At 69.9% G+C, this 23,674-nt stretch carries 19 protein-coding genes and 1 pseudogene; 8 read left to right on the top strand and 12 right to left on the bottom strand.

Annotated features, from left to right (window positions below; genetic code table 11):
• Positions 1-98: 98 nt before the first annotated feature.
• The 7 genes and pseudogenes from MTDSW087_RS17375 to MTDSW087_RS17345 form a co-directional block, all read right to left on the bottom strand.
• Positions 99-1,100, bottom strand: a pseudogene (locus MTDSW087_RS17375) (GGDEF domain-containing protein); the annotation flags it as partial.
• Between the two features lie 221 nt (positions 1,101-1,321).
• Positions 1,322-2,206, bottom strand: coding sequence for a 3'-5' exonuclease (locus MTDSW087_RS17370; RefSeq protein ID WP_238178707.1), 885 nt, complete (start codon positions 2,204-2,206; stop codon positions 1,322-1,324).
• A 144-nt stretch (positions 2,207-2,350) separates the two neighbouring features.
• Positions 2,351-4,402 carry an AAA family ATPase gene (locus MTDSW087_RS17365; RefSeq protein WP_244948390.1) on the bottom strand — a complete coding sequence of 684 codons (2,052 nt, stop codon included), beginning with the start codon at positions 4,400-4,402 and terminating at the stop codon, positions 2,351-2,353.
• Between the two features lie 78 nt (positions 4,403-4,480).
• The gene (locus MTDSW087_RS17360) at positions 4,481-4,996 is read right to left on the bottom strand and encodes a hypothetical protein (protein WP_238178705.1); all 516 of its coding nucleotides are present in this window, start codon (positions 4,994-4,996) and stop codon (positions 4,481-4,483) included.
• Between the two features lie 345 nt (positions 4,997-5,341).
• Positions 5,342-6,301, bottom strand: a complete 960-nt coding sequence (locus tag MTDSW087_RS17355) for a metallophosphoesterase family protein (RefSeq protein ID WP_238178703.1) — start codon at positions 6,299-6,301, stop codon at positions 5,342-5,344.
• Positions 6,302-6,545: 244 nt separating this feature from the next.
• Positions 6,546-7,820, bottom strand: a complete 1,275-nt coding sequence (locus MTDSW087_RS17350) for a metallophosphoesterase (RefSeq protein ID WP_144765986.1) — start codon at positions 7,818-7,820, stop codon at positions 6,546-6,548.
• A 133-nt stretch (positions 7,821-7,953) separates the two neighbouring features.
• Positions 7,954-8,931: a DUF6634 family protein gene (locus MTDSW087_RS17345; protein WP_144765984.1), complete on the bottom strand. Its 978-nt coding sequence runs from the start codon at positions 8,929-8,931 to the stop codon at positions 7,954-7,956.
• Between MTDSW087_RS17345 and MTDSW087_RS17340 the strand changes: the two genes are divergently transcribed.
• Positions 8,924-9,475 (top strand): helix-turn-helix domain-containing protein, encoded by a 552-nt coding sequence (locus tag MTDSW087_RS17340; RefSeq protein ID WP_238178701.1) that lies wholly within the window; start codon positions 8,924-8,926, stop codon positions 9,473-9,475. The two genes, MTDSW087_RS17345 and MTDSW087_RS17340, sit on opposite strands and share 8 nt — an antisense overlap.
• A 431-nt stretch (positions 9,476-9,906) precedes the next feature.
• On the opposite strand, the gene MTDSW087_RS17335 is transcribed toward MTDSW087_RS17340, so the two are convergent.
• Together MTDSW087_RS17335 and MTDSW087_RS17330 are read right to left on the bottom strand one after the other, a co-directional pair.
• The gene (locus tag MTDSW087_RS17335) at positions 9,907-11,358 is read right to left on the bottom strand and encodes a sensor histidine kinase (protein WP_144765982.1); all 1,452 of its coding nucleotides are present in this window, start codon (positions 11,356-11,358) and stop codon (positions 9,907-9,909) included.
• Complete coding sequence (locus MTDSW087_RS17330; protein ID WP_144765980.1) at positions 11,351-12,028, bottom strand: response regulator transcription factor; 678 nt, start codon at positions 12,026-12,028, stop codon at positions 11,351-11,353. The genes MTDSW087_RS17335 and MTDSW087_RS17330 overlap by 8 nt, the downstream gene beginning before the upstream one ends.
• 277 nt (positions 12,029-12,305) lie before the next feature.
• Between MTDSW087_RS17330 and MTDSW087_RS17325 the strand changes: the two genes are divergently transcribed.
• The 4 genes from MTDSW087_RS17325 (at position 12,306) to MTDSW087_RS17310 (ending at position 20,203) form a co-directional block, all read left to right on the top strand.
• Positions 12,306-13,568, top strand: a complete 1,263-nt coding sequence (locus tag MTDSW087_RS17325; RefSeq protein WP_144765978.1) for an efflux RND transporter periplasmic adaptor subunit — start codon at positions 12,306-12,308, stop codon at positions 13,566-13,568.
• A 4-nt stretch (positions 13,569-13,572) separates the two neighbouring features.
• Positions 13,573-16,710 carry an efflux RND transporter permease subunit gene (locus MTDSW087_RS17320; RefSeq protein ID WP_144765976.1) on the top strand — a complete coding sequence of 1,046 codons (3,138 nt, stop codon included), beginning with the start codon at positions 13,573-13,575 and terminating at the stop codon, positions 16,708-16,710.
• Between the two features lie 103 nt (positions 16,711-16,813).
• Complete coding sequence (locus tag MTDSW087_RS17315; protein ID WP_238178700.1) at positions 16,814-17,038, top strand: hypothetical protein; 225 nt, start codon at positions 16,814-16,816, stop codon at positions 17,036-17,038.
• Between the two features lie 687 nt (positions 17,039-17,725).
• Positions 17,726-20,203, top strand: a complete 2,478-nt coding sequence (locus MTDSW087_RS17310) for a TonB-dependent receptor (RefSeq protein ID WP_144765972.1) — start codon at positions 17,726-17,728, stop codon at positions 20,201-20,203.
• 141 nt (positions 20,204-20,344) lie between these two features.
• Here the strand turns inward: MTDSW087_RS17310 and MTDSW087_RS30230 are convergent, their stop codons facing one another.
• From MTDSW087_RS30230 to MTDSW087_RS17305, 3 genes are all read right to left on the bottom strand, one after another.
• Positions 20,345-20,491, bottom strand: coding sequence for a hypothetical protein (locus MTDSW087_RS30230; RefSeq protein WP_186383883.1), 147 nt, complete (start codon positions 20,489-20,491; stop codon positions 20,345-20,347).
• On the bottom strand, positions 20,484-20,642 hold the full coding sequence (locus MTDSW087_RS30225) for a hypothetical protein (RefSeq protein ID WP_186383882.1): 159 nt from the start codon (positions 20,640-20,642) through the stop codon (positions 20,484-20,486). The genes MTDSW087_RS30230 and MTDSW087_RS30225 overlap by 8 nt, the downstream gene beginning before the upstream one ends.
• Before the next feature lie 104 nt (positions 20,643-20,746).
• Positions 20,747-21,040, bottom strand: coding sequence for a PepSY domain-containing protein (locus MTDSW087_RS17305; RefSeq protein ID WP_144765970.1), 294 nt, complete (start codon positions 21,038-21,040; stop codon positions 20,747-20,749).
• Between the two features lie 116 nt (positions 21,041-21,156).
• Between MTDSW087_RS17305 and MTDSW087_RS17300 the strand changes: the two genes are divergently transcribed.
• Genes MTDSW087_RS17300 through MTDSW087_RS17290 form a run of 3 tightly spaced genes read left to right on the top strand, consistent with a single transcriptional unit; the run spans position 21,157 to position 23,545 of the window.
• Entirely contained in the window at positions 21,157-21,474 is a 318-nt protein-coding gene (locus tag MTDSW087_RS17300; RefSeq protein ID WP_144765968.1) for a PepSY domain-containing protein, read from the top strand.
• 39 nt (positions 21,475-21,513) lie between these two features.
• Positions 21,514-22,179 (top strand): response regulator transcription factor, encoded by a 666-nt coding sequence (locus tag MTDSW087_RS17295; protein WP_144765966.1) that lies wholly within the window; start codon positions 21,514-21,516, stop codon positions 22,177-22,179.
• Positions 22,148-23,545 carry an ATP-binding protein gene (locus MTDSW087_RS17290; protein WP_373321906.1) on the top strand — a complete coding sequence of 466 codons (1,398 nt, stop codon included), beginning with the start codon at positions 22,148-22,150 and terminating at the stop codon, positions 23,543-23,545. The genes MTDSW087_RS17295 and MTDSW087_RS17290 overlap by 32 nt, the downstream gene beginning before the upstream one ends.
• Positions 23,546-23,674 lie beyond the last annotated feature (129 nt).

Genomic DNA, 23,674 nt, shown 5'->3' with positions numbered 1-23,674 from the left:
ACCCGCCTTCGCCGGGCTGATCAGGGGCGTCCCGCCATACCCATCCAGGGGGTCAAAGTTCGACGCCGATCCAGGGTCAATGTTCAACGCTGTTTGACAGTCAGGGCGTCGGTCCGCGAGAGCCGTGCCATTTCGGCATGCATCTCGGCCCGGCGGCGAAGCTCTCGCCCGAACAGCAGCGACAGGGTCGCGGTGAGGCCGCACAACACCACGACGACCCCGACGATGCCGAGCGCCTTTGCCCGCCATTGAGCCTCGATCTCACGCGTCGAAAGGGCGACGTTGATCACGAGCGGGAGGTCGCCGACCTGGGTGAACGCGTAGTGGCGCTCAACGCCGTCGCGTACCGAGGTCCCTACGAATGCGCCGACCCTGTCGCGCACGAACCTATCGAAGTTCGGCGTGCCGGCGAGGTTCACGCCGATATCCGCCTCCCGGTAGGGATGGCGCACGATGCGCGTACCCTCACGCAGGTAGAGGTTGATCGCGCCGTCCTGTCCGAGGCCGATCTGATCGAACAGGTGGCTGAAATAGGAGAGCTTCAGGCTGCCGAGGACCACCCCGCCGAAGGAGCCGTCCGGCTTGTCGATGCGCCGGCTCAGCACGACGATGGGGACTCCGGTCAGGCGCGAGACGAGGGGCTTGCTGATGTACAGCCCAAGGTCGGCGCTGGCCTTGTGGGCCCTGAAGTATTCCCGGTCGGCGTTGTTGACCCTGCGAGCCGGCAACGACGACGCGTCTAGGATGCTGTCGCCGTTCTCGTCCAGGACCAGCATCACGCCGAGGTCCCTGGCGCTCGCCGCACGGTCGAACAGGATCATCTGCCGTGCCTTCGGGCTCGCTTCCGCGGTCTCTGGCGCGCGTAGGTTGTCGACGACTGCCCGTAGCGAAAGGTCGATGATCTCGACGTTGCGGGCGATGTCGCGTTCGATGACCTGCATGAGGTTTCTGGAGGTCTGCTCGGCCTTGTCCCAGGCATCGCGACGAAGATCGAGGAGCATCGACGCCGACACGATCAGCATGCCGATAGGTGCCAGGACCCCGAGCGCCACCCAAGCGCGGCTGGGTTCAAGTGGTCGCGAGAGGCGCGGCAGGGTCATCGGCTGTTCCCCCCTGGGCTTGCTGGCCGTGGCCCGATCCTTCGCATGCCAGCCATTACGGTCGATTTACCCGGATGGCTTTCGACGCCTTCGTCTCACTCATGGCTAACGCCCGGTTTTATCGCGGTCTCACGCCGGACCGGCGGATCCGGGCGCGGGACCTGCGTCCCGCCGCCCGCTCATGGGGCATCCCCAGGATTGGCTACCCCGCGACCCGGCCCTCAGGCCCCGAGCGAGCTCCGTCGCGCTCCGTGACAGGCGTCCGGACCAGCCACCACCGCACCCGACCCGGTCGTTCGACCCACATGCATCGGCGCGCGCGCTCCAGTCCGTCGCCATTCCCGCGCGAAGGCCGCCAAGTGCGGGCGGGCCGGCCCCTCCGCATCGAGGTAGCGCAGGAATCCCTCCACGGCTGCATCGTGGCCCGCGGCATCCGTCCTACCCGTCAGATGCGCCCAGCGCATGAAGATGACGTAGAGGTTCGCCACGTCGGTCTCGCAGTAGTCCCGCACCCGACCGATTTCGTCGCGCGCGACCAATTCGGCGACGCAGGACCCATGCTCGCCCATCTTGCCCGGTGCGCCGACCGCCGCCGCAGCCTCCTCCAGGGTGAGACGCGAGGCCGCCCCGAAGGATGAGATCGCATCCATGAGGTCGAGGTGCCAGTCCTGGGCGTAGCGCTGCCCGTAATTGGCCCAGCGCGTTCCGCGAAGAAACCATGCGGGGGCCGCGAGACCGTGCATCAACGAGCGGGCGAGGACCACCGGCATGTCGAACGCCCTGCCGTTCCAAGTGACGAGCCTGTACCGTCCCCCCTCGAAGAGCCGCCAGAAGGCGCGCAGCAGACGCGCCTCGTCCCATCCCGGTTCGCCGCCGCTGCGGCAGGACCGCAACTCGTAGGTCTCGACGCCCGTGCCCGCGTCGCGACCGACCCCCGCCTCGATCACCGAGATGGCGACGACCTGATGCCACATGGCTTTTGGAAACCGGTCGGCCGGCCAATCCGCGGGCGTTAGGATCGGGTCCGGAACGGTCTCGATGTCGAGCATCATCAACGTGTCCGGGCTGCCCTCGTCGAAGTCGCGGCGGCGCAAGGGATGTCGCATGGTGTCGGGGCGCGCCTCCGCCCCGGGTGAGGCGGCGTCGAACAACGTCCGTCCCGCGAGCGGGCGACGGGCGGGTGAGCGCGACGCGGACGGGTCCCGGCATGCAATCGGTCGGCGTACGAAGGACGTCATGGCCTCTCCACTTCAGGTGTCGTGCGTGCGGCGGGCACCGCGGCCCGGACCGGCGCGGCGTCGGGGGGAGGCGGCCTTTCCCGAGAACAACGCCCGGGTGGCCGCGTCGTCGAGGTAGGCCGTGCTGAACAGGGCCTCCGCGATCCGTTCGAGGGCGAGGCGCTCGGTCCGCATGAGGTCGCACGCGCGCTCGTAGGCCAGCCGGAGCCGCTCAAGGACCGGGCGCATCAGCCAGGGCATCCGGGCCAGGTCGATGTCCTGGGCGGGGGCCAGGGACAGCAGCGGGAAATCGGCCGAGAACCCCCACGACGCCTCCATCGCCGCGGCGCATCGGGTCGCCTCGGCGAGATCCGAGACCGCGCCGGCGGAGACGTCGCCCAGGAGCACCTCCTCGGCCGCGCGGCCCGACAGGATCATCACCAGGGACCGTTCGAAGTCGCCCTCGGTCAGGGCTCCGTAGGCATCGACGAGCGCATGCTCGGTCAGGCCGCCGGTCGGGGCGACGGATAGCGTCACCGGTCCGCTCGCGCCGCTGGCCAGGAGCGCGACCGCATGCCCGGCCTCGTGGACGGCGACGCGCATCCGGAGCCCGTCCCCGAGCGCCGGCGTCCCATCCGAGGAGCCTGCCAGGATGTCGTCCACCGTGAGGGTGCGGCCGGCCCGTCGCGCGCTGCCACGCGCCCGCCGCACCAGCGCCTCGACGTCGGCACCCGTCATGCCACGCAGCAGCGGGACCACCGGCGCAAGGTCGAGGTCATCGGCGTCGGTCCCGAGATACTGGACCAGCATGCCGGTCAGCGCGTCGAGACCGGGAAGCTCGATCCGGAAGTGCCGTTCAAGCCGCCCCGAACGCAAGATCGCAGGATCGATCCTCGAAGGATGGTTGGTCGTGCCGACGACGACGACCCCTTCGCGGCCGACGGCGCCGTCGAGGTGTTCCAGGAGGGCGTTGACGACCTGGCTGGAGTAATCGCGATGATGTTCTGAGAAAGTATTCCTATCACCAAAGGAGTCGAGCTCGTCGATCAGGACCACGCAAGGCGACCGCCGCGCTTCCTCGAAGAACTGCCGCATGGCGCCCAGGGTATGGCCAAGATGTCCGTCACGGGAGCCCTGCCACTGCGCGAGGGAGCCCGGATGAAGCGGTAGGTTCGCGCTTCGGGCGAGGGCCGCCGCGAACCGTGTCTTGCCCGTGCCGGGCGGCCCGCTGACGAGGACGGCCGATTCACAGGCCGCGAACGGGATGATCCCTTCCTGCCACGACCGTAGGTCCGCCACCAGACCGAGGCCCCAATCCCGGGCGGCTCCGAGACCGAGCGTGTCCTCAAGGCGGGGCGCGTTCGCGGTGCGCTTCCTCTCTCGCTGGCGCGAACGCCCGAGGCGCTCCAGGGCCTCGGATGCTCCACGACCCGGGCGGATACCGAGCCGAAGGTCGGCGGCGGCTCGGACCGCCACGCAGTCCCCGAGCGCGGCGAGGGGCGGAACCTCGCCGGTCACCGCCTCGATCACCAGGCTCAGAACCTCGGCGTCGAGCGGAGCGACGAGAACCTCCCGGTCGACGGCGCGCAGGAAGTCGCGCGGCAGCGTCCTGGCGGGATCCGACGCGACGCCGATGAGCGGGACGCCGGCGACCACGGCCGCGCCGACGGTTTCGTTGCCGCGGTCGGGCCTATGCTCGCGCGAGGCCCCGTCACGCGCGAACACGACGACCTCCCGCCGGCTGCGGTCGTTCCAGGCCCCGCGCCCGCCCTCGCCATCCCGAACCCGCCATCCCAGTCCGAGGAGGCAGGGTCCCACGACGCACCGCATCGGCTCCACCCAATCCGGAGAGGATACGCGCACCAGTAGGACGGGGAAGCCGTCATCGGCCGCGGGAGGTCCTGCCGGAGCGAACGCGCGCCCCAGCATGACCGCGGCGGCCACGACGTCGGCGGCCAGCCTGGGCATGGGTGATGCCTCCTGCCGGCCGAGCGCGAGCGCGTCGAGCTCGGCTTCGTCCAGGCACCATGATGGATCCGGGCTCGCGGCTTCCTTCCGCAACGCCTCGACGAAGGCGCGCGCCATCGCGCAGGCCACCTCGTTCGGTTCGGGCATGGCATCCTCTGGCTTCGCGTGGGACTTCGATGGTGGGGGGCCGATGGTTCAGCGGCGGCGAGACTTGCGCATCCTCGGTCGCGCCCAACGCGCCGCGAGCCGCATGAGCCGGCGCTCGTCGGCGCTGCGCCGTGCCAGCGCGCGCAGGGCGTAGGCGATGACCGCCGGCGCGGTCGCGTCGCCGCGCTCGGCCATCAGCAGGAGATTGCCCATCACGAGATCCGACGCGACCGAAGCCGCGCCGCACGTGCGGACGTGACGGATGGCGAGCGCCGCGGCCGCGGCCGCGTCCCCGTTCCTTGCCGCGGACCAGCGCGGTTCGCCGAGTATCGACGTCGTCGCCAGCAGACGCGCGAGGGCCGTTGCTTCCGCCCGGCCGAGGCGTCCGGGCGGGTACGTCCGCCAAGCCGCCACCACGCCGGCTTCGACCCTGGGCGGCACGCCGCGCCGCGGGGTTCGGATCGCACGCCGCAAAACCCAACACGAAACCACCCGGCCAGGCTCCGATGCCATGTCCACCTCCAGCGGCCCCGCCCGTTCCAAGGCGGTCAGCGAATCGGTCACGCTTTCGAAAAAAATTGGCCCGTGCCCCCGCGGGGAGCCGGTACGACCCGTTGGGTGAATAGGCGGTCGCCGCGTTGCGCACGGGCTCGGCTTCACAGCCCCTAACCAAGTTGGCCCGGCTGTCGAATTGCCCACGACGTTCGAGAATGCCTATATTATACCTGTGGTATATAATACGATCAAGCCATCGCTGCCATTGGCGGCTGGGAAAAGTCGTGGCGGCGGAAGCCCGAGGCGGGAAAGCCAGCGATGGGCGCCGTCCCGGCCAAACCTTTCCCGATGCCCGTCGGACTGTCCGAGGAGCTTGGTGCGGGCGGCCCTAGGCCGTAGGTCGACGTTCCCATCTCAGGCCTCGACCACCAAGGCTGGGTCGAAGGCATCGGCCGCATCCCAGCGCCGCAAGGGATTGGCGACCACCCTGGTCCGGCCGATGCGGTAATCCGCCGGGGCGACGGCCCGGCCGTGGACCCAAAGCGTCGGGGCCCCCCAGGCGTGCATGACATCCTCCAGGTCCGAGGCATGCGAGGCTGCCAGCCAGGCGTCCCCGAGCCATCCCGTCCAGGCGTCGGGCAGCGAACGGCGTGACGGCGCGAAGTGGGTGAGCACGACGGCGCGGTCCCCGGGGCGAACACCGGGCACGAGCGTCCCGGGTCCCCTCGCGACGTTCAGCGATTGGCACACGATGCTGGTGAGGGCGTCCTCGATGTATCCCCGCGACCTTGCATGGGCCCCGAGGGCGTCGAGCGGCGACCACGGGCGCCCCCGCCGAAGCAGGACGCGCCGGCAATCCGCCCAGCTGTGGCGGGCCGCGACCCTAGCCAAGCGGCCCTCGAAGCTCCCTTCGAGGCACCAGTCGGTCCACAGGGTCGCCCCGATCACCACGGTCCCGCCGCCGGCCTCGGGACCGATGCGTACCGCGTCGTCGGCGAGCAGGTGGATGCCGAGGTCCCGGGCGAGCTCCCGGCCGCGGGCGACCGCCTCCACCATGGGCGTCTCGGACCACAGCTCGGCGCTGCCCGCCACCATCAGGACGGGCCTGTTCCCCTGTCTGCCGTCCAGGGCCCGCGCCAACCAGTTCAACGCGACGTCCAGCCCGATGGCCACTCCGCCCGCGACCAGCAGGACGTCGAACTCGGGAAGCGGATCGGGGAGCCGGAACTCGGGATTGCGGTCGACGAGCAGGTCGGACAGGATCCAGAACCTCGCGTTCTCCCTTCGGCTCCCGATGGAGGCCGGTCCGGGACAGGCCGTCCGCACCTCGGGCGTCGGGTCGATCCGCGCTCGGGGCCGAAACGGAAGCGGCAACGGCTCCGGGACCTCGGCGCCCGGAACACGACGAGGGGGGCGAACATGCCGCGTCATCGTAGGCCCCCGGCGGTCGCCGATCCCGTTCCGGTCGAGCCCGGGGAGCGGAACGGGATGGGATGCGGCGGAGGTGCTCCCCGGCATCCTAGCGCACGAGGCTCACGGGCGAAGTCCGGCAAGGGCGTCTCCATCGGTTCTCGGCTTGCAGGAGGCAGTCAGGGTGGGGCGGCCGCCCCGGGCGGTCTCAGACCTCGACGACCAGCCCGGGCTGGAAGCGAGGGTTCTCGCCGGGATATCCTCGCGGGTTGCAGAGCACGCGGGTCCCGCCGAGGCGGTAGTCGAACGGCGTATGGGTGTGTCCGTGGACCCAAAGCGAAGGCCGACCGGCCTCGATCAGGTCGTCCAACCGTGACGCGTAGGCGGCATTGAGCGGCTTGCCGAGGAACCGCGGGGCGACGCTCCCCACCGCGGGAGCGTGATGCGTGACCACGACGTGCGCCCGCGTCGTCGCGTCCGCGGCGGACCGGAGCGCCGTTTCGAGGAAGCGGCGTGACGCGAGGTGCAGCGCGAGCGCCTCCTCCGGCCGGAACCGCCGCCACTCCGGCTTGCGGCTCCAGGCGATGAGGCGGTGATCGTTGAGGCCCACGCGTGCGTCCCGCATGGCGGGGACCCGCGTCGCCGGTCCGTCGAGCTCGTAATCAGTCCACAGGGTGCATCCCGAGACCACGACGTCGCCGAAGCGGACGGTGTCGTTCTCCAGGAGGTGAATTCCGGCCTCCGTCGCGGCCGCGCGTCCCGCCTGCAACTCGTCCGGCAGGCATCGACGGTAGTACTCATGGTTTCCGGCCACGAACGCGACCGGCATATGCGGCCGGACCGTCGCGGCGAGCCACGCGATTGACCTGACGAGGCCCTCGCCGACGTCGCCGGCGACCACCGCGAGATCGGCCCCGGGGATCGAGGCTGGGGTCCATGGACTCCCGATGTCGAGGTGCAGGTCCGAAAAGATCCATAGGCGCATCTGTTCTCCCTCGGTGTCTTCGCCCGGAAGCCGCAGCCGGTCCGGCGCCCTGTCGTCGGTCCCGGTGGAGACGCCCGCCGGCTTAAGTTCCACCCGGGACCGCCACGCACGGGCGAACCGGGCGTGGTGCGGTCCGCCCGTCCCGTCGGCGGCGAGACGGTCGAGCGCATCGGCGAGGAACGTCGCGGCAGCCTTTTCGCCGCGAAGCGCCAGCGCGAGCGCCGTGGTGGCGACCACGTCGACGTCGGGATGCGCCGAACCGCATCGTCCGAGGACCGCCCGGGCGTCTCGGAGCGCCGCCGGGGCGTCTTCCCATTCCGAGGCGGCCACGGAGGGACCGGACCCTCGGAGGGCGGCCGTCGCCGCAGCCAGCAACGGCTTGGCCAGATCGGGCGCGAGGGCACCCGGCCCGACCGTCCGCCACAACCTGGTGAGGGACGTCGAACCGCCCGCCGCCGGCAGCGCCCAGCGACGTTCGCCTTGGGGGTGAACGGGCATCTCCTGATATCCTCGCATGGCCGCACGTACAGGCGGCGAAGGCTCCCCCGCCCACATCTCGACGGGCGGGACCGGCTTCCGTCTTTCGGGCGAGGAGCAGCCGACCCGCCTCGACGGGAAGGGAGACGGCGCGCTACTGCAGGGAGGGACGCAGACCGGCGGGCCGTCCCAGGCGGTAGAGCCTGGAATAGGTGCGCGCCCAGGTACGACGGTCGGAAACGTAGACTTCCGAGGTTCGGACCCGGCGACCTGGGGGAAAGTCCGGATGGTGCGTGACGCGACCGACGAGCGCCGCGACCGGCCGCATCCCGAACTCCCATTCCTCAAGGACGGGGGCGGCGGCGAGCTCCTCCGCGGACGGGTATTCGCCGTCCTCCGCGGCATCCAAGGCATCGGCAAGGTCCCGGAGCCGGCCCTGCGTGTCGCGGCGGTCGGCCTCGCCCATCCCGGCCAGGACGGGAGCGATCACGTCGCCGGGATGCCCGGGCATCTCGACCGCACCGGGTACGACCGCGTTCAGCACGCGAAGCGCCGCGCGAACGGACAGGGATGCGAGCAGGGATCCATGGGCCGGGGCGGCGGCGTCCAGCGGGGGAGCCGGCAGGCCGCGGGGGATCACGCGGATCGAGCTGTCGTCCAGGCCCGCGGCCGCCGCCATGTCGCGCACGGTTCGGTCGGACGCTCCGAGTGAGGGGAATCCGCACCCCAGCAGCCAGGGAACGGCGGCACGCGCGGTCGCGCGCAGCATGGACACGGCCATGGCGCGTTCGAGGACGGACGGTCCGACGGCGATCACCCTGGGACATTCCCCGAGATCGACCGGGCAGTCCGCCGCCCAACCTGGCGGCAGGTCGAGCACCACGAGGCGCCGCGCGGTGTCGGCGGTCGTCTCCTGCGGGAAGTCCTCCGCGAAGGAGGGACCGTCCCTGCAAAGCTCGACAACGCGCAGGGCGTCCGGCACGCTGTCGAGACGAGGCAGCCGGGATTCGTGTGCGCCTACGACGCGCAGGAGTGTCGTGGCGGTGCCGACCGAGGCTGCGGCACGGGCAATCAGGAAGGCGGCGTGCGTGCCAACGGCACGGCCATCGCCGCCGAACAGCGCGATGATCATGGCGAAACCCCAAAGGCGGAAAGCGGCCCTCCCGCTCGACGATCAGTCGGGCGGGGGCGGGCAGGCGGCGGTGCTTGTTGAAGACCCTAATTATACCTGTGCTATAAAAATCTTTCAAGCCTCGCCCGACGCGCCTCGGGGAGTGGACTTCGCCTCGGCTGCGGATTTCCCTCCGGACCGGACCGTGCCAGGGTACCTATGCCAAGCCGCCCGCCTGCTGGTCGGTCTCACCCAGCAAGAGCTTCACCTGCTGGCGCGCGTCTCGAAGAAGTCGATCAACGACTACGAGAACGGCTTCATCGCGATCCGGGTCGCGCTTGCGGAGCGCTTGGTCTCGGCCCTTCGCGGCGCTGGCGCCCGTTTCATCGCGGGCGAGGGATACGTCGGCGTGATCGTGAGCGGGCTGAGAACGGAGGCGGGCGTACCGGCGGCACCCTCCGAACAGGGAGGCCAGGAAGCCGAGGTCGCCTCCGTCCCCGATCCCTCGGGCGATTCCGCCAAGCCTCGCACCGCCCGCGGCAAGCGGGCCTCGAAGGGTAATTGAGGCTCGAAACCCTTGGATAGCGGTCACCGACGCGTTCCAGGCTCACCGCCGTCTCGCTTCCGAGGCTCGTCACACGACCGTGCCGACGAGGCTCACGATGTCTGCGGTGGCGCCCATGGCGAAGGATCCACGGAATGTCACGGGCGCCTTCGCGCGCGGCACGGCGGCACAGCCCGTCTTCGCCCCAGGACGCCGAGGAGCACCAGCGAGGCCGTCGCCGTGAGGGCGGCGAGGTCGGTGATCGAGAGCGCCGCCGCCGGCAGCGGCAGGACGCCGCCGGACGAGAACGTCGTAGCCTACGTCTCCGCGGCCTGGACGGGCCGTGCCGAATTGAGTTCCGAGATGCCGAGCTCGTCGCGGGCGGGCGCCGTCAGAGCGTCCTTGGCCGCGAGCTGATCGGCCACCTGCAGCGCGAGGGTATGACATCGAAACTACGGTCGCGTGCCGCCTCTCGGGTCCGGCGCAACATCGGGTGTGGGCAGTGGGCGGCCAGCGAAGCCGCGCGCCCATTCCCGCCCTTTTGCCTCGCCCTGTGGGCATAGGACCGCGAAGCAGGCACCGCCATAGGGCGAAGCCCGCAGATCCACGGTGAACCCGTGCAGCTTTGCAATCGCGGCGACGAGGCCGAGTCCCAGTCCGTTGCCCGGCGTCTGGCGAGCGCGCTCCGTCCGATAGAAGCGTTGGAACACTTGGTCGCGCTCGGCCGGAGGGATGCCGGGCCCGGTGTCCTCGACGAGGATGACGACGCCCTTCTCCTCCCGCGCCAGGCCGACCCGGACGCGACCGCCGGGCGGTGTGAACTTCACGGCGTTGTCGACGAGGTTCGACACCGTCTCGAAGAGAAGGTCGCGGTCGCCCTCGACCGGCGGGATTCCCCCCTCGACCGCGACATCGAGGGAAACCGCCTTGTCCTCGGCGACCGGCTCGAAGAACTCCGCGGCCTCGCGGACGACCTCGGCGAGGTCGACCAGCGCGAAGCCCGCGAAGCGCCGGCCGTGCTCGATCTCCCCGATGCGCAGCACGGCCGTCACCATCGCGAGCGTCTGGTCGATCCAGGCAAGGCCCTGATCCACCGCCTCGCGGAACTCCGCGACGCTGTTGGCTTGTTCACGGGTCCGCTCCAGCCTCGCCCGCAGCCTGGTCAGCGGCGTCCGCAAGTCGTGCGCGACCGCGTCGCCGACGCTGCTGACCTCGCCCAGCAGGCGCTCGATCTCATCGAGCATCCGGTTGACGTTGCCAGCCAGTCGGTCGAACTCGTCGTTGCCGCCGCCGACCGGCAGACGCTTGCGCAGGTCCCCGCGCATCACCTGGGCCACCGCGGCCTCCGTCGCCGCCAGGCGCCGTCGTGCCCGACCCGCGAGCAGCAATCCCCCAAGTCCCGAGAGCGCGAGCGTTGGCATCAGGCCGAGGCCTAGCGCGCGGAGGGTGGTGGCCTGCACCCGGTCGATCTCGTCGGTGTCGTGTGCGATGACCACTGTACTTCCGTCAGGCAGCGCGAGCGCGGCCGCCCAGATCTCGTCCCGCAGCGCGCGGCCCGCGATGTCGACGTTGGCGCTGACCCGGTGGGCGTCCCCGTCGCGCGCCAAGCCGTCGGGTACGGCGCCGAGATTGCCGGAGCGACGTTCGCCCTCGGGTCCGAAAAGTCCGCCGAAATGCGTGGCGTGAAGGTCCGTGGCAATCCAAGTTTCCACGCGCATCGCGGTCGCGGCCGGATCCGCCGCAGCCGCCCGGACCTCCAGCCGAAGCGTCTCGGCCAGTTCCTCCCGAAGATAGGCGGCCGTCTGCCAGTAGACGAAGGAATACGTCGCCAGCACGAGCAGGACGGACCAGATCGCGATGCCCAGCGCCCACCGGAATGTTGTGGAGCGCAGCAGGTCAGTCATCGGGCGCGAGCGTGAAGCCGATGCCGCGCACGTTGTGGATCAGTGACGGCTCGCCCTCCGCCTCCAGCTTGCGGCGCAAACGGCCGAGATGGACATCGATGAGGTTCGACTTCGGCGTGAACCGATAGTTCCAGACCTCCTCGAACAACAGCGTCCGGGTCACGACCTGCCCCGGACGCCGCATCAGGTATTCGAGGAGCTTGAGCTCGCGCGGCAACAGGTCGAGGTCGCGGGCGCCGCGCCGGCCCGTGCCGCCGATCAGGTCGATCTCCAGGCTGCCAACCCGCAGGATCGTCTCGCGGGTGTCGACCGGGCGCCGCAGCAGCGCCTCGATGCGCGCCGCGAGCTCCGCGAGCACGAAGGGCTTGGCAAGGTAGTCGTCGCCACCAGCCCGCAGGCCACGGATGCGCTCGTCGACGTCGCCGAGCGTGCTGAGAACAAGGGCCGGCGTCCGGTTCCCTGCGCGCCTCAGGTCCTGCAGCACGCTGAGTCCATCGAGTCCGGGCAGCATGCGGTCGAGGATGATCGCGTCCCAGGCCTCGTCGCGGGCGCAGGCCGCGCCCTCCGGTCCGGTCGAAGCCCAGCCGATGACGTGGCCGCGCCCGCATAGGTCGCCATGCACCTCGCGCGCCGTCTCGGCATCGTCCTCGATCAGCAGCAGCCTCGCCACGTCCTTAAGCCTGCCTCGAACGCCCTTCCAGCCAACACACGATCCATTGCCGCAACGAGCCGCCGCCGTCCCGGCGAAACATCAGAATGAACGCGAATTTAGTGGCGCAGGGCACCCTTCGACGTAGGTGTTGGAACGGCTCTAATCTAGCGGGACGAATGCGGGCGTGCTCTTGACCGTCGAGACAGTTTCGCGCCTCGCCGGCGAAGGTGACCCCGTCTCCGACCCGTTCGACGCGAGGGCTCGGGCTGAGCCGGACCCGTCGACACGGGGTCCGATGGGAAAGCCGCCGGCCCGAGTCTGGGTTCTGCTGGTCGCGGCGGTCGCGCTCGCCTCCGCAGGCTGGTGGCAACGCGGGGCTGCGGAAGCCTATGTCGGACCTGCGCTCACCTGGCTCGGCGTCGAAGCCCCCGACTCCGGTCAGGCCAAGCGGGCGGAACAGGCCGACGCGCCTCCACAGGCGGATCCGAACCTCGTGGTGCTCGACGGGGCCGGGCAGAAGCGCCTGGATCTGGCCTTCGCGAAAGCGCAGACCCGCAGGATCGTCCTGCCGGTCCGGTCACCTGGCACGGTCACCTTCGACGAGCGGCGCGTCACCCGCCTCAAGCCGCGCACGCAAGGGCGCGTCCTCAGTCTGGCGGTCCAGCCGGGCGATCCCGTGCGCGCCGGGCAGACGCTCGCGACCCTCGACGCGGCCGGCGTGCTCGACGCCCGCAACGGCCTCGCCGAAGCGAAGGCGAGCCTCGTCGAGGCGCAAGCGACGGAGAAGGTCGCCGAGACGAACCTGAAGCGCGGCCAGGACCTCCTCAAGGTCTCGGGCGTCGCCCAGGCCGACGTCGACCGGCGCCAGGTCGACCTTGCCAAGGCGCACGCGTCCACGCTCTCCGCCCAGGCCAAGGTCGAACTCTACACGGCACAGTACGAGCGCCTCGCGCCCGAGCCCGGCGCGCCTGTCGGCACCAGCGCCATCGTCTCGCCCATCGACGGCGTCGTGACGAGCGCGAACATCACGCTTGGCGAGGTTGTCGATAGCAACCGCGACGCGTTCACGGTGGCCGATCCCTCTCGTATCCTCGTCCTTGCCAACCTCTACGGGCGCGACATCGGCAGGGTGGAAGCGGGGGACGTGGCCGAGGTCCGGGCCCCGGTGCCGGACCACCCCGCATTCGAGGGCCGCGTGCGCTCGGTGAACGCCGCGCTCGATCCCGCCAGCAACACCGCCCCGGCGCGCATCGAGATCGCCAACCCGGGCGGATTGCTCCGCGCCAACATGTTCGTCTGGGTCGAGATCGCCGCCGACCTCGGACGGGAGGGCGTGACCGTCCCGGCCACCGCCGTGCAGCAGACCGAGGGCGGCCCCGTCGCTTTCGTGCGCACGGCGGAGAACCGCTTCGAGAAGCGCGTGCTGAAGCTCGGGGTGCAGCGGTCCGACTGGGTCGAGGTCACGGAAGGCGTGGCAGCCGGCGAGACGGTGGTGACCGACGGCAGCTTCGGCCTCAAGGCCGTCCTGCTGCGCGCGCTACTCGGCTCGACGGATTGACCCGATGAAGGCTTGGTTCGCCCTCCTGATCCGCCGTCGTTGGCTCGTCCTCGTGGTCGCGCTCGCAGGGACCGCTGGCGGCATAGTCAACCTCGAAGGGCTATCCATCGACGCGGTTCCCGACATCTCGCCCAAGCAGGTGATGATCCTGACGCTGTCGCCCGGCCTCGGCCCGCAGGAGGTGGAGCGCCTCGTCAGCTTCCCCGTGGAGAGTGCGATGGCGGGCGCTCCGGGCCTCACCGGCATCCGCTCGGTCTCCCGCTTCGGCGTCTCGGCGGTCTACGTCACCTTCGAGGACGGGATGGCCGTCACGGAGGCGCGGGCCCAGGTCTTCCAGCGCCTGCCCCAAGCCAAGGCGATGATGCCGGCCGGCGTCGGCGACCCGCAAATGGGGCCGATGGCGACCGGGCTGGGCGAGATCTACCAGTTCGAGCTGCGCGGGCCGGCCTATTCGCCGATGGAGCTGAAGCGCATCCTGCAATGGACCATCGCCCCGCGGCTGAAGCTGACGCCCGGCATCGCGGACGTGAACATCTACGGCGGCCAACTCCCGACCTACGAGGCCCGGGTCTCCGCAGAGGCGCTGCATCGCTACGGGGTGACGCTCGGCCAAGTCTACGCGGCGCTCGCCGAGAACAACATGGCCCGTGGCGGCGCCTACATCGAGCACAACGACCAGCAGGAGGTGATCCGCGGCCTCGGCCTGGCCAAGGGACCCGCGGACATCGCCAACATCGTGGTGGCCACGAACGCGGGTGGCCTGCCCGTCACCGTCGGCACCTTGGGCGAGGTGGTGGAGGCGCCGAAGGTCCGGCTCGGCGCGGTGAGCCACGACGCGGCTGGCGAGACCCTCGTCGGCATCGCCATGATGCAGCAGGGCGAGAACGCCAGCGCCGTCGTCGAGCGGGTCAAGGCCACCATCGAGGACCTGCGCCCGCAATTGCCGCCCGGCATCGAGGTCGTGCCCTACTACGACCGCTCGACCCTGGTGGAGCGCACGATCCGCACGGTCGAGCACAACCTACTGGAGGGCGCGGTGCTGGTCGTCGTGGTGCTCCTCCTCCTGCTCGGCAACCTGCGCGCCGGCCTCGTGGTCGCGGTCGCGATCCCGCTCTCCATGCTGCTGGCCTTCGCCGGCATGCGGCTCATCGGCCTCTCGGGCAACCTTATGAGCCTCGGCGCCATCGATTTCGGCCTGATCGTCGACGGCGCCGTGGTGATGGTCGAGAACGTGCTGCGCGCCCGTGGCGAGCACCCCGGGCGACCTGCCCTCGACGTCATCCGCGACGCCACCGCCGAGGTCGCCAAACCCATCCTGTTCGCGGTGGCGATCATCATCCTCGTCTACCTGCCGGTGCTGGCGCTCGAAGGGGTGGCGGGCAAGATGTTTCGGCCGATGGCCTTGACCGTCATCCTGGCGCTCGCAGGGTCGCTGATCCTGACCATGACCCTGATGCCCGCGCTCGCGGCCCTCGCGCTCGCGGGCCGGGGCGTCGGCGAGCGCGAGACGCGCCTCGTCCACGGGGTTCGGGCGCTCTACACGCCGGTGCTGCGGCTCGCCGAGCGCCGGGCGGGTGCCACGGTGCTCCTCACCATCGCCCTGTTCGCGGGAAGTTGCCTCATCGCCACCCGGCTCGGCGGCGAGTTCCTGCCCAAGCTCTCGGAGGGCTCGGTCGTCGTCACCTCGGAGAAGCTGCCGGGGATCAACCTCGACGCCTCGCTCAAGGCCGTCCACCGGATCGAGACGGTCCTGAAATCCTTTCCCGAGGTCAAGCGGGTCGTCTCGCTGACCGGCAGCGCCGAGATCCCCACCGACCCGATGGGAGTGGAATCGACCGACAGCTTCATCACGCTCGCGGATCGCTCGACCTGGACAACGGCGGAGACCCAGGACGGGCTCGTGGCCGCCTTCGACAAGCGCCTGCGCGAGGAGGTGCCGGGGGTCGCCTACTCCTTCTCGCAACCGATCCAGATGCGCATGGACGACCTCCTGGAGGGCGTGCGCGGCGACGTGGCGATCAGCCTCTACGGCGACGACCTCGCCGTGCTGAAAGAAAAGGCCGACGCCATCGTGCGCGCCGTCTCGGACGTGCCGGGCGCGGCGGACGTGAAGGCCGAGGCGCAGGCCGGGATGCCGGCCCTGTCGATACAGGTCGACCGTGCGGCGGCCGCCCGCTACGGCATCAACGTCAGCGACGTCCTCGACACCGTCGAGGCCATCGGCGGCCGCCCTGCAGGCATGGTCTACCGCGACGACAACGCCATCACCGACATCGTGGTGCGGCTCGCCGCCGCCGACCGGGGCGACGTCGAACGCATCCGCGCGCTGCCGGTCGGACGCAACGGCAAGGCCCTCGTCCCGCTCTCCCTCGTCGCGTCGGTCGACGTCGCCACCGGTCCGGCCCAGATCAGCCGCGAGCGCCTGCAGCGGCGGATCTCGGTCCAGGCCAACGTGCGCGGGCGCGACGTGCAGAGCTTCGTGTCTGAGGCGCAGGCGACGGTGAAGGCGCAGGTCAGCCTGCCGCCGCGCTACGCCCTCCAGTGGAGCGGCCAGTACCAGAACCTGCAGGAAGCGACGAGCCGGCTTTCCGTGGTGGTGCCGGCCGCCATGGCCGCGATCCTGGTGCTGCTCGTGGTGATGTTCGGCGACATCCGCCTCGCCGGGCTGATCTTCCTCAACGTGCCGGTGGCGGCCACGGGCGGGATTCTGGCGCTGTACCTGCGCGGACTGCCTTTCTCGGTCTCGGCCGCCATCGGCTTCATTGCTACCTTCGGCATCGCCGTGCTGAACGGCGTCGTGCTGACGAGCTACATCAGGGACCTGGAGCGCAAGGGCCTCGATGCGGTCCAGGCGGCGACCGAGGCCGCGGAGATGCGGCTGCGCCCGGTGTTGACGACCGCCCTCGTCGCGACGTTGGGCTTCCTGCCGATGGCGCTCTCGACCAGCGCCGGCGCCGAGGTGCAGCGTCCGCTCGCCACCGTGGTGATCGGCGGCCTGATCACGGCGACGCTCCTCACGCTCGTCGTGCTTCCGGCCGTCTACCCCTACGTCTCCAGGCTGCGGCTGCCCTTCGGAGGCCCCGGTTCGCAGCGTGACATCCATCCGCCGAACGCCAGGCGCCGGGTCGGGTCCGATGCCTAGAAAGGCCGCATCATACCCACTCGCCCTGGCCTTGGTCGTCGCCTGTGGCATCCCTGCACCCGCAGCGGCCGCTGCTCCCTTCACGTGCTCGGACTTCTTGAGGATGCATGGGCTGCTCCGGCGTGCCTCGGCGATCTGCGGCTACTCCGCCTACAACCCCGCCATCATCGAGCGCGCGAGGAGTTGCTTCGAGGCGGTCGGTTCCCGGGAGGGCGCCCGCCAGATGTTCGCCGGCGCGTCGGAGTACGACCGGATGGAGGCCGTTCGAAATCGGGACGCGCTCTGCCTCAGCCTGGCCAGCAAGTTCCCGATGGTGGTGCGCCCATGATGAAAGCGTTCGAGGCGTTCGGGAGGTTGCTTCGACGCGGGCCAGCCCGGCCGCGGGCCTCTCGGTTGCTTCGCGACAGCGAGATAACCCGGCGCCCGAGCCGGAACGATCGTCCATGGGCTCACGGGTTGGGACCACGGCTGCGCATCGTCCGACACGAAGGCGACGGGATACCCATGCCGAAGCGTCAGCCTGCGACCAGACGGCCAGCCGCCGTTCCTCGTCGTCCCGATCCAAGACCTAGGCTCGGCCGTAACCCGAATTGGCCGAACCGCCGAGGCGGGATGACTTCCGATCCAGACGTCCCTGCGTCCCGGACGAGGGGGGCACCGTCGGCATGGTTCGAGCCGAGCGAGGTGATCTCACGCGTTCCGGAGCCTTGAGCGGCCACGGTGATTCGGGACGAGTGCCAGGATCCCGCTTGCCACTTACGTCGCCGCTATTTCCGGGTTCCGATCCATTGCCGATTTCTCCCGGTGCCTGTGTCTCAAATCTCCCGCTCGGATTAAAACCTTGCGCTAAACGTGTTGCAGGAGACACGACCCTTAACATTCATTGGCGGCACCTTCGCCAGTGCCCCCGGGATCGGGCTCGGCCGTGTTGCTCGCGCGCTTGAACGAAGGCATCGACATGGCCGAGACCGTTCAGAGAAACGGAATGCTATCAGAACGTTAAGGGGGCGTCGGCATGCATGCGCTGCGAAGCGGTCTTGTCGTTGGAATGTTCTTGTCGCCGTATGCAGCCTGGGCGCAGCCAGGCGGATCTCAGGCGGTCACGCTCGACGAGCTGAGCGTCGTGGCGACGACGCCGGCCAGCGCAATCGGCGGCGGGAGCGGCCTGACGCTCAGCCGCGTGCCCAGCACAGTCGAGACGGTCACGGCCCAGGACTTCGCCCAGGACCGCGCAACCTTCGACCCGACCTTCACGCTCGCCCGCAGGACGCCGGCGGTGAACCTCTCGGACAGCCAGGGCAACAGCAACCGGCAGACCCTGAGCTACCGCGGGTTCCAGGCCTCTCCGGTGCAGGGCACGCCGCAAGGCCTCGCCGTCTACCAGAACGGCGTGCGCATCAACGAGGCCTTCGGCGACGTCGTCAATTGGGACCTGATCCCCTCGGTCGCCATCAACCGCCTCGACATCTTCAGCAGCAACCCCGCCTTCGGCCTCAACGCCATCGGGGGTGCCATCAACATCGAGATGAAGAACGGCTTCACCTGGCAGGGAACGGAGCTGACGGTCACGGGCGGGTCGTACGGCCGGATCGCCGGTTCCATCCAGCACGGACAGTCCATAGGCCCCTGGAGCTTCTACTTCGCGGGCGAGGGCCTTCGGGACGACGGCTGGCGCTACCGGTCCCCCTCCGAGATCGGACGCGTCTACGGCGACCTAGGCTACCGCAGCCCGGACAGCGAGTTCCACGTCATCGCTCAGGGCGCCAAGACGTTCTTCGGCGCGGCCGCCGCGACGCCGGTCGACCTGCAGCGCATCGACGAGCGGGCGATCTTCACCAATCCGCAGACCACGAGCAACGAACTCGGGCAGGTCCAGGTCACCGGCAAGGTCAACCTCGCGCCGACCTGGGACTTGGCCGGAACGGCCTACGTCCGGCGCTTCAGCCAGCAGTACGTCGACGGCAACGACGGCAATTTCGAGAGCTGCAACCGCGCGTCCTCCTTCCGCGGCTTCCTCTGCTACCAGGATGACGGCTTCTCACCGTCGGCGGGGCAGTCGAACCAGGCATTCCGCAACCAGTTCCTGCTCCTGGGCCCCCAGAACCAGCGCGCTCCCTTCGCGTCCGGCATCCCGTACGGGACGCTCGACACGACCAAGACCGAGGCGACGGGCTACGGCGGCTCGCTTCAGGCGACGGGCCGCGACCAGTGGTTCGGCCACGCTAATACCTTGATCGTCGGCGGCAGCATCGATGCGGCGGACTACACCTTCAAGTCTTCGAGCGTGCTCGGCGTCATCAATCCCGACCTGAACGTCACCACGAGCCCGCTCAACCCGACCTACGGGCTGGTCCCGGGGCTCGGCACGGGTCCGCTGCGCACGGCCGCCGCGCTCGGCATCGCGCCGAGCCAGGTGTCGGGCTCGAACCTCTACCTAGGCCTGTACGCGGTCGACACCTTCGACGTGACCGACGCGCTGTCGCTCACGGCCGGGGCGCGGCTGAACTTCGCACGCATCGCGACGCAGGACCTGACCGGGTTCTCCCCCGACGTGACGGGCACGCACTACTACAACCGCATCAACCCGGTCGCGGGCCTGACCTACCGCTTCCTGCCCGAACTGAGCCTGTATGGTGGCTACTCGGAATCGAACCGGGCGCCGACGCCCCTGGAACTCGCCTGCGCCAACCCGAGCCGGCCCTGCCTGCTGCCGAACTCCCTTGTCGCCGATCCGCCCCTGAAGCAGGTCGAGGGCCGTACCTACGAGGTCGGCATCCGCGGAACCTTGCCGAACGTCTACGAAGGGGGCCTGCTCAACTACAAGCTCGGCGCCTTCCGCACGGACCTCACCAACGACATCCTGCAGCTCTCCACCCCCGGCAACGCCGCGCGCGGCTACTACGTCAACGTGCCGGCGACGCAGCGCCAGGGCATCGAGGTCTCGGGCGAATACGTGAGCGAACGGTGGTCCGCCTATGCGAACTACGCGCTCGTCGACGCCACCTTCCAGTTCAACGGCACGCTCGCGTCCCCCAATAACCCGCTGGCGAACGCGGACGGCTCGATCACGGTGCGGCCCGGCAACAAGGTGCCGCTGATCCCCGCCCATCAGGTCAAGGCCGGCTTCGACTATGAGATCCTGCCGGGTTGGCGCTTCGGGCTGAACGTGTCGGCCTTCTCGTCGTCATACTTCCGCGGCGACGAGTCGAACCTGAACCGCAAGCTGCCCGCCTATTACGTCATGAACCTGACCACGAGCTACCAGGTCACCCGGAACCTGCAGGTGTTAGGGCTGGTGACCAACCTGACCAACAACCGCTACGCGAACTTCGGGGCTTTCATCCAGCCAAACGCCGCGTTCGCCAACGTCTACAACCTCAACGACCCGCGCACGACGACGCTGGCCCAGCCGTTGTCGGTCTACGGCGGGGTGCGCTACGTGTTCGGCGAGGCGCCGGCTCCCATGCCGGAGCCACTCGTGCGCAAATATTGACTCCCGTCACGGTGTCCGCGACCGGGACCTGCATCGGTGCCGCCATCGTGCCTGTCCTTTTCGGGCCGCGGGCCTTCCAGGTCGAGAGCCGACACCGGACGGTCGGGCGTTCGAGGGGCGTGCCGGGCGGGAGCGGCCGCCTCACTCCCCTTCCAGCAAGTCTTCGTCCCTGAAGTCGTAGCGTCGATGGGCGTACCGGAGGATCGCCTTCGTCGCGAAGTGGAGCGCCAGGAACAGGACCAATCCCGACGCCATCCCGGACATGACGAGGAGCAAAGCGTCAGACATCGCTGGTCGCTCCGGACGCCGCGGAGGTCGGCGCATGGACGCGGCGCTCCGGGAGCCCGCGCGCGAGTTCGCGAGGGAGGCGGCTGCCGACATAGGCCAGCCCGAACAGGGAAAGGCCGACGACGAGGGAATGCACGATGATAGGGGACATGGAGGCTCCTGGAATCCGCGGAGGTGCCTCGCCGTCGGGCGAGGGCGGCCACGCATCGGGCGGCCGGGCTTCCGTCCCGCCCGCGAGGGCGGGACGGAAGACGCTCAGTCGTCGTCCTCTTCGGCGTCCCTGCCGTTGCCCTTGGCGTCCTTCGTTCGTTCCGAGACGACGCCGCTGCGCGGATCGACCTCGAACGAGACCTTCCCTCCGTCCTTACTGGCCTGTCCCTCCCAACGTCCGTCCTCGGCCTCCAGCTTGCGAATGTCGGTGTAGCCGGCTTCGCCCAGCTTGCGCACGACTTGGTCCATGGGCATCCAGTCGGCCTTCTGCGTGGCGGCGGTTGCAGCCATCCCCGGGGTGAGCGCGAGGGAGGCGACGATCAAGGCAGCATGCTTCATCAAGGTCGTGGTCCTGTTCTCGTTTCGACCGCTTCCTTCTGGCAGGCTCCCGCCCCGCCAACCTGACGCCGCCTGTCAGGCTTTTGTCAGCGAGCCCCTCGTACCCTCGTCGCGCCATGCCCTTTCCCAGCCGACCTCACCTCATCCTGGCGCTCGGTGTCCTCGCGTTGGCGCCAGGTCTCGCCACGGCATCGGGCGGCGTCGATCAGGACCAAGCGAGACGCGCGGTCGACCGAGGCGAGATCCAGCCCCTCGACAAGGTCATGACGGCGGTCCGCGCCGGCTTCCCGGGAGAGGTCCTGGCGCTCAAGCTCAAGCGACGGCGCGACCGATGGCTCTACGAGTTCAAGATCCTGTCCGCGTCCGGGAAGCGAAGCGAGGTGACGATCGATGCCAAGACGCTGTCCATCCTCGAAGCCGAAGACGATGACTGAGCCGCGTCCGCCACGTCCCTCCAGACCACGCGGCACGCCATGCGCATCCTGATCGCCGAGGACGAGCCGCGCATCGCAGCGGACGTGAAGTCCGGACTTGAGCGGGCAGGCTACGTTGCCGACGTCGTAAACGACGGCGCCACGGCGTCCTTCCAGGCCGAGGTCGAGACCTACGATGCGCTGGTGCTCGACCTGGGCCTACCGCAACTCGATGGACTCAGCGTGCTCAGGCGTCTCCGCGCCGACGGGAGCTCCCTCCCGGTCCTGATCCTCACGGCGCGTGACGGCTGGCGCGAACGCGTCGAGGGGATCGATGCCGGGGCCGATGACTACCTGGCGAAGCCGTTTCGCATGGAGGAACTGCTGGCACGGTTGCGCGCCATCCTGCGGCGCAGCGCGGGCCATGCCTCACCGGTCCTGAGGACCGGCACGACCGAACTCGATACGCGGACCCGCGCGGTGAGCGTGGATGGACGCCAAGCCGAGCTGACCGCGCTGGAGTACCGCCTCCTCGCCTTCCTGATGCATCGCCAGGGTCAGGTGGTCCCGCCGAGCGAACTGCTCGAACATCTCTACGACACCGGAACCGACCGCGAGGCCAACGCCATCGAGGCGGTCCTGACGCGTCTCAGGCGGAAGCTCGGCGCAGGGGTGGTCGAAACACGCCGCGGCCATGGCTACGTCATACCGGCGGATCCGACATGAGCCGCCGCACGCCGTGACGGGACGTTCCCTCAGGCTTCGGATTGGCTTGGCCGCCGCGGCCCTCGTCGCCCTCGCCCTCGGCCTCGCCGGGATCGGCCTCGTGGTCATCTTCGACCGCGTCTCGGACGCGCGTACGGTCGAGGATCTCGACCGCATGGCGAAGTTCCTGGCAGGCCAGGTCGCGGTCGCGCAGGACGGGACGCTGTCGGTCGCGTCGGAGCCACCGGACCCGCGCCTCACGACGCCCTACGGCGGGCTTTACTGGCAGGTCGACAAGGTCGGGACCGCATCCCTCCGGTCGCGCTCGCTCTGGGACAGGACCCTCGACGTGCCGGTGCCCGTGGCAGGTGCCGGGCCGGCGGAGGCCAGGGAGCTCACCGGCCCGGACGGGGGACGCCTCGCGGCCGTGGTGCGCCGGGTGCAACTCGTCCACGGCAGGACGGAGGTGCCCGCGACGGTGACCGTCGCCCTCGACCGGCGGGCGCTGGCGGGAAGCCGTGCCTCCTACCTGGGCCTGCTCGTACCGTCTCTGCTGGCGCTCTTCACGGTCCTCGCGGGTGCGATGTTCCTCTTCGTCCGGCGTGCGTTGGCGCCGCTTCGGGTCCTCCGCGAGGACCTTCGGGCGGTCCATGACGGGCGACGCACGACGTTGCCCCGGCACTTCCCGGAGGAGGTCCAGCCGCTCGTGGACGACCTCAACCGCCTGATCCTCTTCCAGGAACGGGCGCTCATGAGGGCTCGCATGCAGGCCGGGGACATGGCGCACGGCCTCAAGACCCCGCTGGCGGTCCTCGGGGCGCTTGCCCGCCGGGTGGCCGACGAGCGGCCGGACCTGTCCGGGGAAATCGAGGAGCAGGCGCTCGCCATGGGTCGGCAGGTCGAGCGCTCGCTCGCCCGCGCCCGGGTCGCCGCGGCCGGGGACCTGCGACGTAGGTCCTGTCCCGTCGCGCCCGTCGTCGCGCGGCTCGTCTCCGCCCTCCGGCGCCTGCCAGGGGCCGAGGACGTCCACTGGGATGTGTCTGTCCCGCCGACCGTCGCCTACCCCGGCGACGAGGGTGCCCTCACGGAGCTCCTTGGGAACCTCCTCGACAACGCCCGCAAATGGGCCCGCCGGCGCGTGATGGTGGGGACTTCCGGCAATGGCATCGTCATCGAGGACGACGGGCCGGGGATGAGCGAGGAAGCGATGGCCGGCGTCGGACGCGGGCGGCGCTGGGACGAGACCAAGCCCGGCACGGGCTTCGGGATCGCGATTTCCTCCGACATCGCCGAGGAGACGGGAGGCGCGCTCACGTTGAGCCGCTCCGTCCTGGGAGGGTTGATGGTTGTGGTGGCATGGGACGTCCCTCAACCGCGGGAGCCCTGAACGACCGCGTGCAGGCGACCGACAAGCCTCGGGTGGATCGCATCGCCGCGCGACGGCGCCGGTCGTCTCGTCGTGGGCGGCAGCGGCGCGGAACGAGCAGACCTGGGTGATTGTGGAACCTGCGCGGAA

This window comes from Methylobacterium dankookense (assembly GCF_902141855.1).
Taxonomy (GTDB): domain Bacteria; phylum Pseudomonadota; class Alphaproteobacteria; order Rhizobiales; family Beijerinckiaceae; genus Methylobacterium; species Methylobacterium dankookense.
The sequence above is the reverse complement of the archived record's forward strand: the minus strand, read 5'-3'. Positions and strand labels throughout refer to the sequence as shown.

Bases quoted from the DNA above. Each gene is read 5' to 3' on its own strand.
- MTDSW087_RS17370 (WP_238178707.1), bottom strand. From the start codon at position 2,206: ATGCGACATCCCTTGCGCCGCCGCGACTTCGACGAGGGCAGCCCGGAC.
- MTDSW087_RS17365 (WP_244948390.1), bottom strand. From the start codon at position 4,402: ATGGCGCGCGCCTTCGTCGAGGCGTTGCGGAAGGAAGCCGCGAGCCCG.
- MTDSW087_RS17350 (WP_144765986.1), bottom strand. From the start codon at position 7,820: ATGCCCGTTCACCCCCAAGGCGAACGTCGCTGGGCGCTGCCGGCGGCG.
- MTDSW087_RS17340 (WP_238178701.1), top strand. From the start codon at position 8,924: ATGATCATGGCGAAACCCCAAAGGCGGAAAGCGGCCCTCCCGCTCGAC.
- MTDSW087_RS17345 (WP_144765984.1), bottom strand. From the start codon at position 8,931: ATGATCATCGCGCTGTTCGGCGGCGATGGCCGTGCCGTTGGCACGCAC.
- MTDSW087_RS17335 (WP_144765982.1), bottom strand. From the start codon at position 11,358: ATGACTGACCTGCTGCGCTCCACAACATTCCGGTGGGCGCTGGGCATC.
- MTDSW087_RS17325 (WP_144765978.1), top strand. From the start codon at position 12,306: ATGGGAAAGCCGCCGGCCCGAGTCTGGGTTCTGCTGGTCGCGGCGGTC.
- MTDSW087_RS17320 (WP_144765976.1), top strand. From the start codon at position 13,573: ATGAAGGCTTGGTTCGCCCTCCTGATCCGCCGTCGTTGGCTCGTCCTC.
- MTDSW087_RS17315 (WP_238178700.1), top strand. From the start codon at position 16,814: ATGCATGGGCTGCTCCGGCGTGCCTCGGCGATCTGCGGCTACTCCGCC.
- MTDSW087_RS17310 (WP_144765972.1), top strand. From the start codon at position 17,726: ATGCATGCGCTGCGAAGCGGTCTTGTCGTTGGAATGTTCTTGTCGCCG.
- MTDSW087_RS30230 (WP_186383883.1), bottom strand. From the start codon at position 20,491: ATGTCTGACGCTTTGCTCCTCGTCATGTCCGGGATGGCGTCGGGATTG.
- MTDSW087_RS30225 (WP_186383882.1), bottom strand. From the start codon at position 20,642: ATGTCCCCTATCATCGTGCATTCCCTCGTCGTCGGCCTTTCCCTGTTC.
- MTDSW087_RS17305 (WP_144765970.1), bottom strand. From the start codon at position 21,040: ATGAAGCATGCTGCCTTGATCGTCGCCTCCCTCGCGCTCACCCCGGGG.
- MTDSW087_RS17300 (WP_144765968.1), top strand. From the start codon at position 21,157: ATGCCCTTTCCCAGCCGACCTCACCTCATCCTGGCGCTCGGTGTCCTC.
- MTDSW087_RS17295 (WP_144765966.1), top strand. From the start codon at position 21,514: ATGCGCATCCTGATCGCCGAGGACGAGCCGCGCATCGCAGCGGACGTG.
- MTDSW087_RS17290 (WP_373321906.1), top strand. From the start codon at position 22,148: ATGGCTACGTCATACCGGCGGATCCGACATGAGCCGCCGCACGCCGTG.